Source organism: Provencibacterium massiliense (assembly GCF_900169495.1).
GTDB classification, from domain to species: Bacteria; Bacillota; Clostridia; order Oscillospirales; family Ruminococcaceae; genus Harryflintia; species Harryflintia acetispora.
Genome location: NZ_FWCH01000010.1, coordinates 38246 through 53434, shown reverse-complemented (window position 1 = coordinate 53434; position 15189 = coordinate 38246). Strand labels below are relative to the sequence as shown.

Genomic DNA, 15189 nt, shown 5'->3' with positions numbered 1-15189 from the left:
AAAAAAGGACGCACCTTGACAACAGAAAACGGAGATGATGTATGCCGAGACACAGTTTTATCCAGATGTCAAAACTGCCCAATGTCAAAGGGCGAATATCGTATATTACAAGCCATGCAAGGCAGGAAAATCTCTATGCCACCTACCGCACCGCCGACAGCACCTTTTGGAGCAACCTTGCAAGGGAAAGCCAGCAGGAGTTTCAGCGCAGCGGCACAGAGGGCAAATGTATCGAAGCAAGGGAACTGATTATCGCCTTGCCCGAAATCTATACGCAATACGAGCCGCAGCAGGTACTCACGGACTTTACAGAGGAGTTCCGCAGGCGGTACGGTGTGGAGTGCGTGTCCGCCCTCCACCACAACAAGCGCAAGACAAATTATCATATCCATCTGATTTTCAGCGAGAGGAGGTTGCTCCCCGAACCTGATGTAAAGGTTGCTTCCCGCAGCGTGTTCTTTGACGAGACTGGAAAGCGTGTCCGCACCAAAAAGGAAATCACGGGGGAGGACGGGCAGATACGGAAAGGCTGTACCGTCATCAAAAAAGGCGAGGTATACGAAAGCCATCTGTTTACTACCAAAGATACACGCTTTAAGGGAGAGCCTTTTCTCCGAGAGATAAAGGAAGTGTATACAGAACTTATTAACTGCCATATCTCCGATCCTGAGCAGCACTTAAAGGTATTTGATAAAAACAGCGTCTATCTTCCGGCCAAGAAAATCGGCAAAAATAATCCCAAAGAGGACGAAATCAAAGCCGATAATGCCGCAAGGCAGGAATGGAACAGGACAGCGGATATGGCGTTATTATCAGGTATCTCCGAAGCAAAGATTTTAGAAGTCAAGCAGACAGAGATACACGAAAAGGCGAGCCAGTCTATCAAAAGCAAGGGCTGGCTGCCGGGTCTGTTCCGCAGTATCGTAAACAAGGCTAAGGACTTCCTGCAAAACTTAATCCGTGAACACGATATGCCGCCGAAGCCTGTCCTTGAAATAGATATGGCAGAGTTCCGTACCATGCAAAAGCTGATGATAAAGGCGCAGGATAAGGCGAAAGAAATCCGGCATTTGCAGGATACGGTACTTCCGAAGCTGAAACAACAGCTTGCCGATACAAAAGGGATTTTCAAGGGTAAGGAGCGCAAGGCGCTCACAGAGCAGATACAGCGGACAGAAAAGGAAATCGCTGAAAAGCTGGATAAACTGCCCGATGTTCTGAAAGAGGACGGTTATCCCGATGTGCAGGCGTACATGGCAACCTACCGTAAGGCGGAGGCTGTTGTGGAGCAGTTCAATCGTGACCTTGCCGCATGGGAGCAACAGGTCAGGGAAAAACAGAAACCCGCCAAAAAAGAGCAGGCAAAGCCGCCTGAACGAGAGAGCGTGCTGAAACGCCTGCGTCAGCTTCAGGCGGAGGGTAAGCAGAGAAACCAGCCGAGACAGAGAAAGAAATCCTTTGACAGAGACAGCCGATAGGCACGAAAAACCGCCGCTATGGTATCACCCATGCGGCGGCATACATAAAAATCTTATTTGTGTTCTGCAAGCGTGACTTTCATATCCTGAGCATTGATGCTTGTTTCCTTTTTGCACTTCGGACAGTAGAGAGGGAAGTTTCTTAATTCTGTATCTTCCCGTATCATTGTGCGAGTTTTATTGCCGCAGATAGGGCAATATATCCATTCTGTGGCTTTCATGTTACTTTTCTAATTTCAAGTCTTTTATTTTTTGAGATATTCTCTCAATGACCTGTATAAAACATTCATCACTTTTGCCCGTCGGATCGGGAAGTCCCCAATTATCATCAAACGCTCTACCGATATAGGGACAACCGACATCACACCCCATTGAAATCGCAATATCGGGCGTAGGGATTTTATCAATCGTCTTGCTATACTGGCTTTGCTCCATATCTATCCCATAAAGCTGTTTCATAAGCCGCACAGCGTCCTGATTGATTTGTGATTTTGTTTCTGTTCCGGCAGAATAGAAATCAAACTTATCTCCCGCCAAATGTTTTCCAAGTGCTTCTGCAATCTGACTGCGGCAGGAGTTATGCACACAAATAAAGGCTACCTTTTTCTTATCCATCGTTAAAACCCCAGCTTGTGCAGCAGAGCAACCACATCAGCAGCTTTCAAAACCTTACCCATAGCAACAACCTTTTCGTTGACAACAAGGGCAGGCATACTCATAACACCGTATTCCATTACTTTCTGCATATCGGTAATGTATTCGACCTCTACGGAAAGTCCCATATCCTTTACTGCCTGCTTTGTGTATTCAAATTGTTCGTGACAGGATTTACAACCTGCCCCTAACACTTTGATACAGCAGATTTCTCCCTCTTTCAAATCAGGACAGCAATCGTTTGTAATGCTTTCTGCTTCGCTGGCAGCACAACCGCAGCTACAAGCGCAAGCAGGTGTTTTCTTTTCTTCTTCCTTTTTCTTTCCAAAGTTAAATAATGCCATAATAATAACCTCCTAAAATTAAACAATTAAATATTGTATTGCGTTGAAAAGATAGCCTACAATAATAATACCAGCAGCACATATTCCAATGAAAATACCAAGCAGTTTCGGTTTGACCGCCTTGCGAAGCATAATCATTGAAGGGAGCGAAAGCGTAGTAACGCCCATCATAAAGGAAAGGACAACGCCGAGCAAAGCACCTTTTGCAAGCAGGGCTTCTGCAATCGGAATTGTACCGAAAATATCCGCATACATCGGAATACCGACTATCGTAGCAAGAATTACGCCAAACGGATTATTTTCGCCAAGTGCTTTGACAATAAATTCTTCAGGAATCCAGTTGTGAATGAAAGCACCAATGCCCACGCCGATCAGAACATAAGGAGCAACCTTTTTAGCGGTTTCAACAACCTGTTCCCACGCAAATTTCATACGGTCTTTGAAATGCAGTTCCTCCTGCGGAACATCAATCGAGTGACCGTTTCGGATATATTCTTCCACTTGATTATCGAGGTGCAACTTTTCAATTAGCGTTCCGCCAGCCACAGCGATTACCAAACCGAATATTACATATAAAACAGCAACTTTCCAGCCGAAAATACTCATCAGTAAGACAAGGCTTCCGAGGTCAACCATCGGCGAAGAAATCAAAAAGGAGAATGTAACGCCAAGCGGCAAACCTGCGCTTGTAAACCCGATAAACAACGGAATGGAAGAACACGAGCAAAACGGTGTTACCGTACCGAGCAGAGCGGCGATGATATTCGCCCATATTCCGTGAAATCTGCCGAGTATCTTTTTAGCTCTTTCGGGCGGGAAATAACTTTGAATATACGAGATAATCAAAATCAAAACGCCGAGCAGTACCATAATTTTTACAGTATCATAGATGAAAAACTGAACACTTCCTCCTATTTTGCCCGTGGTATCTAAACCGCAAGCGTTCAAAAATGTTTCAATGAGGCGATTCAGCCAGTTCATACCAAGGACTTCATTTTGAAAAAAGTCCCAAATTGTTTTTAGTGTCTCCATAAAAAGCCCCTTTCATATAGTTATATTGAAATATGTCGATTTATCGTCCCGAATATAAGCCGTGCGGAAAAGCAATCAATAAACTTCCTCACTTTTCACAGCACGACTTGTTTTCGCTTTCAACATCAAGTGTTGTCAACTGCCGCAAACATTCTTTTGCCTGCTCCACACCTTTTTCTGAAATAGAATAGTGTGTCCATTTTCCCTCTTTGCGCCCGACAACTATTTCAGCGTCACAAAGAATTTTCATATGGTGGGAAAGCGTAGGCTGCGTGACATTGATTTCTTCTAGCAACTTGCAAGCACATTTTTCACCTGAACGCAGCAGTTTTATAATCCTAATGCGGTTTTCATCACAAAACGCTTTGAAAATTGCCGCAATTCTTTTTTCATCCATCTCTCTCAATCACCTCCTATAGATAAATGTCTATGTGTTATTATATGCAACACATAGAAAAATGTCAATATATTTTTTTGATTTAAGTGAAACAGCGGTAGGAAAACTAAATCCTACCGCTGTCTTCTTATGCAAAGATGATTTCTTTTTCCACAATCTCCTTTGCACACGCCCGTATGTTATTCATTCTCTGTGTCCATTCCAAAGCGTTTTCCGCCTTTAACTGCTCCGTAATACCCTGCACCCGTTTCATCTGCTCTGTGAGCCTTTCCATGCGTTCCTGCGCCTGCCTGTCGATGTCAGCAAGGTAATTGTTCAGTCTGCCGCTTGTGAACAAGGTTATGTAGGTGGCTCGGCGGTATTCTTTCAGATACCGCAAGTGCCGCTGTCCCCACAAACCAATAGGCTGTTCTTTTTCGGCTGGTAAGATAAGACATGGGATATAATAATCTCCTTGCAGTTCATACCACAGACCATTTTTATCATCGTAAATGTACTTGTCCATTGAAAAATCCTCCGTTATAATATATTCGCACATACATCACAGTTCTCCGATTGCCACACTTTGTTATATCTTGTTATGAGATTTTCTTGCCCTTGTATTTGCCCTTATGAGCAATGAGGGAAAGAGTAAACTTGTGTGTAACCGTATAAAGAGATAAGGCAGACACATTGCGATAAATCCTTTATTTTCAAGGCTTTTGGAGGATTTTATTAAAACACTGTAACCTCTGTTGAGAGGTCATAATTTACTGATATTCAAATTACTATTTGTCGAGCAGATGCAAGGGCGCGCTTCTATACGGGGCAACCCCGTATGCGCACTCTACGAGGCAAACGTTCCAGACCTCTGAATATCCGGGGCGTTTTCGTCACTGTGTTCTGAACAAGTGATCGCACCCCTTGCGCCGCTTTGCGGCTATCTGCTAAAAGAAACGGCGTGACCACGAAAGTCACGCCGTTTGCTTATTTACTGTCTTACAAACACCCCGCTAAGCCGCAAGGGTGTTTTTATCCTCTCCTGTTGTGCCCGCCCTGGCGCACGATCGGCCCGCGCCGGGGCGCTTCCCCGAACGCCGCGCGCAGGCAGCGCACCGTCTCCTCGCTGACGATGTGCTCCATTTTGCAGGCATCCTTCCCGGCGGCCTCTTCCCCCACGCCGAAGGAGCGGAGCATCCGACAAAGCAGCAAATGCCGCTCGAAGACCTCCCCGGCCGCCGCCTCGCCCTTCGGTGTGAGGCGCAGCCGGCCGTCCTCGCTTTCCAGGTATCCTGCCTGACGCAGCAGCCCCACCGCGTGGCAGACGCTCGGGCGGGAAAAGCCCAGCCGGTTGGCAATCTCCACCGGACGCACCGGCCCATGCTCACGCTGCAGCAGCAGGATCGTCTCCAGGTAGTTCTCCGCCGATTCGCCCAGCTCCATCTTCCCCGCCCCCTCTCCCCCATTGTAGCATCTCTTTCCCCAAGGCGCAAGAGATTTTGTTAGTCTGGACTAATTTTCAATTCATTCATAGATTTTGACTTAAATTTTGCGACAAATACTGGTATACTGGGCATACTAACAGCAGGGAATTGAGACACAGGAGGAATTGTTATGAAAAACGAACAGAAATTCTTTATTTGCAAGCATTGCGGCAACCTGGTCGGCATGATCTACAACGCCGGCGTCCAGCTGATCTGCTGCGGCGAGCCGATGAGCGAGCTGCATGCCAACACCAGCGAGGGCGCCGCCGAAAAGCACCTGCCGGTGGTCAGCAATGACAAGGGCAAGATCCGCGTCGAGGTGGGCAGCACCCATCATCCGATGTCAGAGGAGCACCACATCGGCTTTGTCTATCTGCAGACCAAGCACGGCGGCCAGCGCAAGAGCCTGCCGGTCGACGGGGCTCCGGTGGTCGAGTTCGCGGTGGTGGACGACGAGCCAGTGGCGGTCTACGCCTACTGCAATCTGCACGGGCTGTGGAAGACCGACCTTTGATTTCGCTTCCCTGTCTTTCCGCGGGAGCCCGCAAACCTTATGGGTTTGCGGGCTCCCGTTTTATATGGCTTAGGCGTTCAGTGGTCGAAAGCGCGCAGGACGGGATAGCCGAGGGCGGCGTCCATCCGCCAGACCGAGCTGAAATCCCACCCCTTGGCAGTAAAATTGGATTGGTTCCCGAACTCGGCTTCGCTCATGAGCTGGGTGGCGGAAAAAAGACCTTCTTCGGAGCCGCTCCATCCGGTTCCAAGATTGAGTCCGGCTGTCGGGGTGAAGAAGCAGGAAGAATCGACACTTCCGACAAGGGTGGCGCCGCAGAACACCCCCATGGTCGAAGTCGAGAACCGGGAAACGGCAGTGGAAAGGGTATAACTTCTCGAGGTTCTGGGCGCCGTGGTCAAATGGGTCCAACTGGTGCCGAGCAGTCCGCCGCCAATTACATGGAAGCTGTCGTCCTCTCGGCCGCTTCCCGTGACGGAAGAATCAACCACATAGCAATCGGAGATGGCTCCAAGGCTCTGCCCAACCAGCCCGCCTACTCTGACGAGAGTCGAGGCATAAGGGGCGGAGATGGTACAGTTTTTGATATAGCACTGATCGAGTGACGTAGTATCGGAAGACTGCCCTATGAACGCTCCCATACAAAGCTGGGTTCCTGTAGATTTGTTTTCTATAAATTGGGAATCTACAATCCCCATTCGCTCAATTTTAGCAGGCCCCACCAACCCGAACAGCCCTTCAAGATCAAGGCCGTTTTGCACGCAGGACAAATTCGAGATCACATACCCGTCCCCGTCGTAGTTCCCGGTGAAGGCGGCCGTAGCATTTCCGATCGGCGTCCAGTTGCCGAAGGAGGAAAAGTCGAGGTCGGCCGTCTGGCGGAAATGCTGGCCCGCCGCGAGATGCCGGGTATGGTTCAGGTGCTGCAGCTGCCAGGGCGTCCCGACCCGGTAGGGGCTCCTTTCGCTCCCGTCCCCGGCGTAGAAGGCCCCCTCCGTCCCTGCCGGACAGCCACAGACCGGCGCGGTGGTGAAAACTTTTGTGGCCGTTGATTCCTGGTCGAACGCCTCCCGCCCCGGCCGGACATGCGCCGTCACGCTGAGCGTCCAGGTGCTCGGGCCGCTCACGTCGTAGCGCAGCGGCAGGTGCACCGTCCCGGCCGAGGGGACTGTCACTTCGGCGCTCACCTCGGGGCTTCCCGACGTACTGTTGCCCTCGTAGAGCGCGAAGGTGTAGCTGTCCGTGCGGGGCGAGGGGGTAAAGGGGATGTCCACCCCGTAATCACACTGGTAGCCCTCCCGCACCGTCACCGTGATCCCCGTCCCGGCGGCATCCGCCGGGACGACCGGCAGCAGGACTGCCGCCGCCAGGAGCAGCGCCGATATTCGTAGTTTCAATGCCGTTTTCCCTCCCTCATAATAGACCGCTAGATAAGGTTGCCAGCGGTCATATGAGGGCCGGGAGGCAGGGGGAAGGAGGCATATTCCCTTGCAAAAATCGCCAGAAGAGGATATAATTAGGATGGTTTTAAAAAAAGGCGGGGGGTTTATTCGCCCATCCTTCAAAACAGAATCAAAATTTGCCAACAGGAAACCTTATCTTGCGGTCATTTGTAAACGGCGGCCCGACATGATGTCGGGCCGCCGTTTTTGCCGCGGGGCGCAAGGGCGCTTTTCACCGTTCCCCATTTACAGGCATAGGATGTATCAGTCTCCTTGCGTGCCTGGCGCGTTGTTGCGTATGCGTCGCATATACACAGCAATACGCAGCAAGGGGCAAGGATTCAAAAAGGGACGGATGATTATGTACTGGGAAAGCTTGCCGGCTTTCTGCGGCCTGATCGCCTATACGGCGTTATCCTTTTCCTATATGGGGGCCCTGTTCGGCGCCCGGCTGCGCGAGGGGGATTGCCTGCTCGTCTCCTGCGCCGTCAACTGCCTGATCATGGGCGTTTACAGCGCGCTGGGCCTTCCCCTGGCGCTAACCTATCTCATTACCTATCTGGTGCTGCTCGTCGAACACCTTCTGCTTTACCGCTGCGGATTCCTCGGAACCCTCTTCGCCACCGGAATGTTCCTCTTCCACCTGATCTGTATGCGGATGATCGTCATCTCCCTGTTTTCCCTGATCTGCGGGGCGACCCCCTGGGAAATCCTCGCGCAGAGGGAGCTTTATTACGCCTCGCTCTGCACCACCATGTTCGGCTGCGCCCTCTTCGTACTGTTCTTTAGAAAGGTGATGGAGCTGCAGACCATGCTCCTGCTGCTGGGCACCCCCGACCAGCTGCGCTTCGTGGTGTTTTCACTGGGATGCATGAACCTCTATCTGCTCATCCTCAGCCTCGGGTTCGACGCCCCTTCCCCAAACCGGCTGCTGCCGCTGTTCCACCTGAGCACCGCCTTCATCCTGTTCGCCGCCTTCTACACCATCTTCCGGCACAGCACCCGGATGTGCGTGCTGCTGGAATACCGCTCCCGCTCCCGCCAGCTGCTGCGCCTGCGGACCCGGGAGAGCGAGGAGCTGCGCGCCTTTGCCTTCAACGACGAGCTGACCGGGCTGTATAACCGGCGGTTTGGCCAGGGACATCTGGAGGAGATGCTCTCACGGGGGCGGGAGCTGTCGGTCTGCTTTCTCGATCTGGACCACCTCAAGCTGGTCAACGACCGGTTTGGCCACAAGGAGGGGGACGAATATATCCTCGCCGCCGCGGGGGCGCTGCGCGAGGCCTTCGGCGGCGAGGCGCTCCTCTGCCGGATGGGCGGAGACGAATTCATGGCGCTACTGCCCGGAGTGCGCGAGGAGGAGGCCCATGCGCGCTGCGGGGACGCGGCAGGCCGGCTGCAAGCGTTTTCCGGGCTCTACCACCCCGGGTACGACATGTCGCTGAGCTACGGCGTGGTGCACCTCCCTGCGGGCACAAAGATCGAGGCCGAGCAGGTGCTGCAATTGGCCGACGAGCGGATGTACCGGCACAAGGTGGGGCGCCGGGCGGCCCGCTGATCAAAACCTGCCCCCTTCGGCTTCGCCGAAGGGGGCAGGCTTTTATAGATATTCCAGTATCTCTTTCCGCGAGGAGAGCACCGTGGCGCCGCTTCGGCGCAGCCGCCCGGGGGACTGGTGCCCGCCGGGGATCAGCAGGCAGCGGCAGCCGATGGCCCGCGCCGTCTCATAATCGTGCTCGGTGTCGCCCACCAGGAGCACCCCGGCGGGGTCCAGCCCCCGGCGGCGGACAAAGTCTTGTCCCAGCTCCGCTTTGCTACGCGCGTAGATGTCCGAAACGCCCAATATTTCGTCGAAGTAGCCGAGGAGGCCGAAAAGGCCCATCTGCCAGAGCAGGTGCCGCCGGTGCGAGGCGGAGAGCACCGCCTGGCGCACGCCGCGGCGCTGCAGCTCCTGCAGCGTGTCCAGCGCCCCCTCGCACAGCGGGCAGCGCTCGCTCGCCGCAAGGTAGCGCTCATGGTAGAGCACCGCCAGGCGCTCAAACGGCTCCTTACTGAAATCGAACCCGGCCTTGCGGTAGTATTCGCTCACCGGAAAGCAAAATATCTCCTGGTAGCGCTCGGCGCTCAGCTGCGGCAGACTGCGCTCGCGCAGCATATCGTTGATCGCAGCGACACAGACCGGCGCATCGTCGAGCAGCGTGCCGTTCCAGTCCCAAATCACCGTCGTCGTTTTTCCCATCGTTTCCTCCCGCTTCCCGTTTTTTCTATTTTAACACAGCTTCCCGCAAACGCAAGCCGGACAGGCTGTGGACATTTTGCCGTTCCTATTGTACAATGAATAGAAACCAATTTCGGGAGCGACAACGGATGACAAAACAACGTAAGGCCCTCGCGGCCGCCTTCCCGCTCACCATCCCGGTGATGGCGGGGTACCTGTTCCTGGGGATCGCCTTCGGCATCCTCATGCAGCAAAAGGGCTACCACGCCGGCTGGTCGGCGCTGATGAGCCTGATCGTCTATGCCGGAAGCATGCAGTTCGTCGCCGTGGGGCTGCTCTCCTCCGGCTTTCACCTGGTGCAGACGGTGCTGATGACCCTGCTGGTCAATGCCAGGCACCTCTTCTACGGGATCGCCATGCTCGACAAATATGCGGACACGGGGAAAAAGAAGCCCTATCTCGTCTTCTCTTTGACCGACGAGACCTTCTCCCTGCTCTGCTCGGCCAAGGTGCCCGAGGGGGTGGACAAGGGGTGGTTTTACCTCTTCACCTCGCTGCTCGACCAAATCTATTGGATCGCCGGCTCCTTCCTGGGCGGGGTGCTCGGGTCCTCCTTCTCCTTCGACACCAAGGGGATCGACTTTGCCATGACCGCCCTGTTCGTGGTCATCTTCACCGACCAGTGGCGCACGCCCGGCAGTCATCCCCCGGCGCTGGTGGGGCTTTTGGCGAGCGTTATTTGCCTTCTCCTCTTCGGGGCGCAGAACTTCCTGCTGCCCGCCATGGGGCTGATCCTGCTCTCCCTCATCCTGCTGCGCCGCCGGCTCCGGAAAGGGGGCGAGGCACAGTGCTGACCACCTCGCAGTCGCTCATCGTCTTTTTCGTGATCGCCCTTTGCACCCTCCTCACCCGGGCGCTGCCCTTCCTGCTCTTTCGCGGGAAGCAGACCCCGGCGCTGGTGAGCTACCTCGGGCAGGTGCTCCCCTTCGCCATCATGGGGATGCTGGTGGTCTACTGCCTCAAAGGAATCACGCCGCTGCGCTATCCCTTTGCCCTGCCCGAGCTGATCGCCGTGGCGGGGGTGGTGGCGCTCCATCTCTGGCGGCGCAACACCCTGCTGAGTATCGCGGGGGGCACCCTGCTCTACATGGCGCTGGTGCAGTTCGTCTTTGTCTAGAGAACAGGTAGCATATTCCCCCGCAAATGTGTTATAATGGACAAGGTTCTGCGGTCCGGCGGCCAAAGCCGCCGGGCTCTTGTATTTTACTTGAAATGGAATGATGACTCGTTGATTACGGTAACCAATGTGGGCCTTCAGTTTGGCGCCGCCAAGCTGTTTGACAAGGTCAACCTCAAATTCACCCCCGGCAACTGCTACGGGGTGATCGGCGCCAACGGCGCGGGGAAGTCCACCTTCCTCAAAATCCTCTCGGGCGAGCTGGAGGGCTACACCGGCGAGGTGGAATTCGCCAAGGGCTGCCGCATGTCGGTCCTTCGGCAGGACCACTTCCAGTATGACGAATACCCGGTGCTGGACACCATCATTTTAGGCAACCCGCGCCTGTATGAGATCATGAAGGAGAAGGACGCCCTCTACGAGAAGCCGGATTTCAGCGAAGCGGACGGCGAGCGCGCCGCCGAGCTCGAAGGCGAATTCGCCGAGCTAAACGGCTGGGAGGCCGAAACCGAGGCCGGACGGATTTTGCAGGGACTGGGCCTCAGCCAGGACCTGCTCTCCTCCCCCATGCACGCCCTCTCCCAGCCCGAAAAGGTCAAGGTGCTTCTGGCCCAGGCCCTCTTCGGGCAGCCGGACATCATCCTGCTCGACGAGCCGACCAACGGCCTGGACGTGCGCTCGGTGGACTGGCTGGAGGACTTCCTGCTCGACTTCGCCGGCACGGTGATCGTGGTCTCGCATGACCGGCACTTCCTCAACACCGTCTGCACCCATATCGTGGACATCGACTACAACCGGATCAAGCTCTATGTGGGCAACTACGACTTCTGGTACGAGTCCAGCCGGATGGTCCAGCAGATGCTGCGCGACCAGAACAAGAAGGCCGAGGACAAGATCAAGGAGCTGCAGAGCTTCATCGAGCGCTTCTCGGCCAACAAGTCCAAATCCAAGCAGGCCACCTCCCGCAAGAAGCTGCTCGAAAAGCTGACCATCGACGAGATGCCCGCCTCCTCGCGGCGCTACCCCTGGGTCTCCTTCAAGCCGGAACGCGAGGTCGGCAAGGAGGTCCTGGCGGTGGAGAACCTCTCAAAAACGGTGGACGGCGTCCCGGTACTGCAAAACGTCTCCTTCCGCCTCGGGCGGGAGGACAAGGTCGCCATTCTGGGCAGCGAGCAGGCCACCACCACCCTGCTGCAGATCCTCAGCGGCGAGCTCGAGCCGGACTCCGGCAGCTATAAATGGGGGGTGAGCACCTCCCAGTCCTATTTCCCCAAGGACAATTCCGCCTTCTTCGACGGGTCTGAATTGAACCTCATCGACTGGATGCGCCAGTTCTCTTCTGACGACGCCGAAAGCTATGTGCGCGGCTTCCTCGGGCGGATGCTCTTTTCCGGCGAGGAGCCCCTAAAGCCGGTCTCGGTCCTCTCGGGCGGCGAGCGGGTGCGCTGCATGCTCTCGCGGATGATGCTCGCGGGAAGCAACGTGCTGCTGCTCGACCAGCCCACCAACCACCTCGACCTCGAGTCGATCACCGCACTCAACAACGGCCTGATCGACTTTAAGGGGATCATCCTCTTTTCCTCCCACGACCACCAGTTTATCCAGACGGTGGCCAACCGGATCATCGAACTGACGGACAACGGCCTGATCGACCGCAGCACCACCTACGACGACTACCTCGTCTGGAAGGATCAACAGAAATAATCCAAATTCAAAAGGAGGCGCGCCTTGGACAAAGCCAAGCTGCCCGGCTGGATCGCCGGGCACCGGAATCCGGTCTGCACCATCGTTCTCATTCTTTTTTCCCTTATCTTTCTCTTCACCGGCTACCGGCTGGCGACGGGGGACAACGCCTATTTCGCGGGCCAGACCCTCTCGCAGGACTACTACCGGGCAAAGGTGCTCACCGCTTCCGACGTGCATCTCGAAAGCACCACCTACGGCGACACCGAGATCGTCACCCCCAAGATGGACCTGACCGTCAAGCTGCTCGACGGGTTTCTCACGGGCGAAACGGTGGAGATCCGCGGCCAGCACATCGAGCAGAATTCCTCGGCCAGCTTCTACCCCTACAGGGCGGGGGACGAAATCTTCGTCACCTTCGACTTCGACGAAAACGACGACCCGGTGTGGTTCGCCAGCGACCATGTGCGGGACAAGAGCCTCTTTTTGCTCATCGGGGCGTTTTTGCTGCTGCTCGTCCTCTTCGGGGGGCGCAAAGGGGTCAACACGGTAATCACCCTGATCTTTACCACCGCCTCCGTCTTTTTGGTGATGATCCCCGCCATCATCAAGGGGGTGAACATCTACCTGCTCACCTTTATCATCGCCTCGTTCATCATCGTGATGACCCTGGGGATCGTGGCCGGCCCCTCCTCCAAGAGCCTGGCGGCGGCCGCCGGGTGTATCGGCGGGGTGGGGGTCGCGGGGATCCTTACCGTGGTCATGGAATACAGCATGAAGATTTCCGGGTTGGTGGACGAGGACTCGATGTTTGTACGGCTGATCAACCCCGACCACATGATCGACCTGCGCGGGGTGATCTTCGGGGCCATCGCCATCGGGGCGCTGGGCGCCGTGATGGACGTGGCGATGTCCATCGCCTCCTCGCTCGACGAGCTGCTTTCCTATCAGCCCAATCTCAGTGCCGGGGAGCTGATGCGCTCGGGGCTCAACATCGGGCGGGACATCATCGGCACCATGGCCAACACCCTGATCCTGGCCTACGTGGGCAGCTCGCTCAACGTGATCCTGCTGCTGATGGCCTACAACCATTCCCTCTCGGCGGTGCTCAACCGGGAGATGGTGGCCGTCGAGGTGCTCCAGTCGGTGGCGGGGAGCATAGGGATCCTCTGCGCGGTGCCCTGTACCGCCGCCGTCACCTGCGCGCTGCACAAGCTGCGCCTGCGCAAAAGGGCCGCGGCAGGGGCGAAGGCCAAGTGAATAATCACGAATGCTTGAGGGCGGAGGCTGCCGATGTGGGCAGCCCCCGCCCTCAGCTTTTATCCGGGCCGGGCGCGGCGCCTCCCCCATCTACGCACAGGCAGACGCCCGCTCCCTTTGGCGGGCCAGGCCGCGTTCCTTTTGCCACTGCCAAAAGAAGGCGAGCATGAAAGCGAGCGCGGCGGCCGAACCGGCGAGGATCAGGATGGTGTTGACCCGCCCGCGCAGGAAATAAAATTCCGATTCCACCAGGATGTTTTCATAAAGCGGCTTATGTTCCGAATACCCATGTTCCCGGTCCACGTCGCCGGCCACCCCGCGGTAGTCCTCATCCGGCCCGACCTTGGCGATCATATCTCCCCCGGGCAGGGAGAGCGGCATCTCCTCGGGCGTCTCGTACCCCTCCCGGATCGGCTTCGCGATCAGAAATCCAATCTCTTCCAGCTCGCAATAGTAGATCATCTCTTCATACACCGCGCCGCTCATCGTATCGCTGTAGGTGCAAATCCCGGTGTCCTGCGCTCCGGGAATCGCGAGAGTAAAGTAGTTTCCCGAATCCTCAAAATCCTCGATCTCCTTGAAATCCCCGATGCGCACCGGCGGCAGGAGAAAGCAAAATGAATCGGACAGGAAAAAGGCGGCGAGCAATGCCGCCGCCACAACGCCACACCCGGCGGACTTTAAAAGGTTGCCTATTATGGGGATCTCCATCTGTCGTATGCTCCAGTCTGTGTTGTCAAGTCGTTTATCCCATTGTGTTTCGCAGCGTGCCGATCCCCCCGATTTCCACGCTGACCTCGTCCCCCCGGCGCATGGGAGCGCTGCCCGCCGGGGTCCCGGTGAGGATCACGTCCCCCGGAAGCAGCGTCATGACCCGCGAAACATACCCCACCAGCTCGGGGATGCCGAAGAGCATGTCCCCCATATTTGCCTGCTGCCGGACCTTCCCGTTGAGGGAAACCGTCAGCTGCAATTCCTTATAATCGAGCCCGGTCACCACACAGGGCCCGAGCGGGAGAAAGCCGTCGAACCCCTTGCACAGCGCCCATTGGCTCCCCGGAAGCTGCAAATCGCGCGCCGTGACGTCGTTGGCGCAGGTCAGCCCGAGGATGTAGTCCTGCGCGTACTTCATGTCGATGTTCTTGGCCGGGCGGCCGATGACCACCGCCAGCTCCCCCTCGAACTCCACTTGCTTGGACAGCGGCGGCCAGGGAATCCTTGAGCCGGGCGCCGTCACCGCCGAAGGAGGTTTTAAAAAGAGCTGCGGCTCTTTGGGCGCCCGAAGCCCCCGCTCCTGCGCATGCTCCCTGTAATTATAGGCCACCCCGACGACCTTGCCCGGCTGAACCGGCGGGAGCAGGTTCGCCCCCTCGAGCGGGAAGGAACGGCCGCTCATGCGCAGCCCCTCGAAAATGTCCCCCTGCACCTCGTAGATTGCCCCGCCCTTGATGACGCCATAGCGGATGCCGTCCCGTGTTTTTAAACGAACCAGCTTCAAATTTCCGCCCCCTTTTTACTTAATTTTAC

The 15189-nt window shown here is 55.8% G+C and carries 18 protein-coding genes; 7 read left to right on the top strand and 11 right to left on the bottom strand.

What is annotated here, in order from left to right:
* Positions 1-41 precede the first annotated feature (41 nt).
* Positions 42-1478 (top strand): MobA/MobL family protein, encoded by a 1437-nt coding sequence (locus tag B5477_RS02775; protein WP_002586622.1) that lies wholly within the window; start codon positions 42-44, stop codon positions 1476-1478.
* Positions 1479-1531: 53 nt separating this feature from the next.
* Here the strand turns inward: B5477_RS02775 and B5477_RS02770 are convergent, their stop codons facing one another.
* The 7 genes from B5477_RS02770 to B5477_RS02740 all read right to left on the bottom strand — a co-directional run bounded on the left by B5477_RS02770 (position 1532) and on the right by B5477_RS02740 (position 5327).
* Complete coding sequence (locus B5477_RS02770) at positions 1532-1699, bottom strand: cysteine-rich KTR domain-containing protein (protein ID WP_074141147.1); 168 nt, start codon at positions 1697-1699, stop codon at positions 1532-1534.
* Position 1700: 1 nt separating this feature from the next.
* Entirely contained in the window at positions 1701-2093 is a 393-nt protein-coding gene (locus tag B5477_RS02765) for an arsenate reductase ArsC (protein WP_002586621.1), read from the bottom strand.
* A 2-nt stretch (positions 2094-2095) separates the two neighbouring features.
* A complete protein-coding gene (locus B5477_RS02760) occupies positions 2096-2476 on the bottom strand; it encodes a thioredoxin family protein (RefSeq protein WP_074141146.1) in 381 nt (126 codons plus the stop codon).
* Positions 2477-2494: 18 nt separating this feature from the next.
* Entirely contained in the window at positions 2495-3508 is a 1014-nt protein-coding gene (locus B5477_RS02755) for a permease (protein ID WP_072851497.1), read from the bottom strand.
* Positions 3509-3596: 88 nt separating this feature from the next.
* Complete coding sequence (locus B5477_RS02750) at positions 3597-3905, bottom strand: ArsR/SmtB family transcription factor (protein ID WP_002586618.1); 309 nt, start codon at positions 3903-3905, stop codon at positions 3597-3599.
* Between the two features lie 127 nt (positions 3906-4032).
* Positions 4033-4410, bottom strand: coding sequence for a TnpV protein (locus tag B5477_RS02745; RefSeq protein ID WP_002586617.1), 378 nt, complete (start codon positions 4408-4410; stop codon positions 4033-4035).
* Between the two features lie 506 nt (positions 4411-4916).
* Entirely contained in the window at positions 4917-5327 is a 411-nt protein-coding gene (locus B5477_RS02740) for a metal-dependent transcriptional regulator (RefSeq protein WP_079698290.1), read from the bottom strand.
* A 171-nt stretch (positions 5328-5498) separates the two neighbouring features.
* On the opposite strand from B5477_RS02740, the gene B5477_RS02735 reads away from it, so the two are divergent.
* Positions 5499-5882 (top strand): desulfoferrodoxin family protein, encoded by a 384-nt coding sequence (locus tag B5477_RS02735; protein ID WP_079698289.1) that lies wholly within the window; start codon positions 5499-5501, stop codon positions 5880-5882.
* 77 nt (positions 5883-5959) lie between these two features.
* Here B5477_RS02735 and B5477_RS02730 read toward each other — a convergent pair whose 3' ends face one another.
* Positions 5960-7279: a hypothetical protein gene (locus B5477_RS02730; protein ID WP_079698288.1), complete on the bottom strand. Its 1320-nt coding sequence runs from the start codon at positions 7277-7279 to the stop codon at positions 5960-5962.
* Between the two features lie 406 nt (positions 7280-7685).
* Here B5477_RS02730 and B5477_RS02725 point away from each other — a divergent pair, with 406 nt between their 5' ends.
* Positions 7686-8882, top strand: coding sequence for a GGDEF domain-containing protein (locus tag B5477_RS02725; protein WP_159448905.1), 1197 nt, complete (start codon positions 7686-7688; stop codon positions 8880-8882).
* 42 nt (positions 8883-8924) lie between these two features.
* Here the strand turns inward: B5477_RS02725 and B5477_RS02720 are convergent, their stop codons facing one another.
* On the bottom strand, positions 8925-9563 hold the full coding sequence (locus B5477_RS02720; RefSeq protein WP_079698286.1) for an HAD family hydrolase: 639 nt from the start codon (positions 9561-9563) through the stop codon (positions 8925-8927).
* A gap of 128 nt (positions 9564-9691) precedes the next feature.
* Between B5477_RS02720 and B5477_RS02715 the strand changes: the two genes are divergently transcribed.
* The 4 genes from B5477_RS02715 to B5477_RS02700 all read left to right on the top strand — a co-directional run bounded on the left by B5477_RS02715 (position 9692) and on the right by B5477_RS02700 (position 13662).
* Positions 9692-10396, top strand: a complete 705-nt coding sequence (locus tag B5477_RS02715; RefSeq protein ID WP_079698285.1) for an AzlC family ABC transporter permease — start codon at positions 9692-9694, stop codon at positions 10394-10396.
* Positions 10393-10719 (top strand): branched-chain amino acid transporter permease, encoded by a 327-nt coding sequence (locus tag B5477_RS02710; protein WP_079698461.1) that lies wholly within the window; start codon positions 10393-10395, stop codon positions 10717-10719. Before B5477_RS02715 ends, B5477_RS02710 begins: the two co-directional genes overlap by 4 nt.
* 111 nt (positions 10720-10830) lie before the next feature.
* On the top strand, positions 10831-12423 hold the full coding sequence (locus B5477_RS02705; protein WP_079698284.1) for an ABC-F family ATP-binding cassette domain-containing protein: 1593 nt from the start codon (positions 10831-10833) through the stop codon (positions 12421-12423).
* Positions 12424-12447: 24 nt separating this feature from the next.
* The gene (locus tag B5477_RS02700; protein WP_079698283.1) at positions 12448-13662 is read left to right on the top strand and encodes a YibE/F family protein; all 1215 of its coding nucleotides are present in this window, start codon (positions 12448-12450) and stop codon (positions 13660-13662) included.
* Between the two features lie 90 nt (positions 13663-13752).
* Here the strand turns inward: B5477_RS02700 and B5477_RS02695 are convergent, their stop codons facing one another.
* Positions 13753-14373, bottom strand: a complete 621-nt coding sequence (locus B5477_RS02695; RefSeq protein WP_079698282.1) for a hypothetical protein — start codon at positions 14371-14373, stop codon at positions 13753-13755.
* Positions 14374-14407: 34 nt separating this feature from the next.
* The gene (locus B5477_RS02690; RefSeq protein ID WP_079698281.1) at positions 14408-15160 is read right to left on the bottom strand and encodes a fumarylacetoacetate hydrolase family protein; all 753 of its coding nucleotides are present in this window, start codon (positions 15158-15160) and stop codon (positions 14408-14410) included.
* Between the last annotated feature and the right edge of the window lie 29 nt (positions 15161-15189).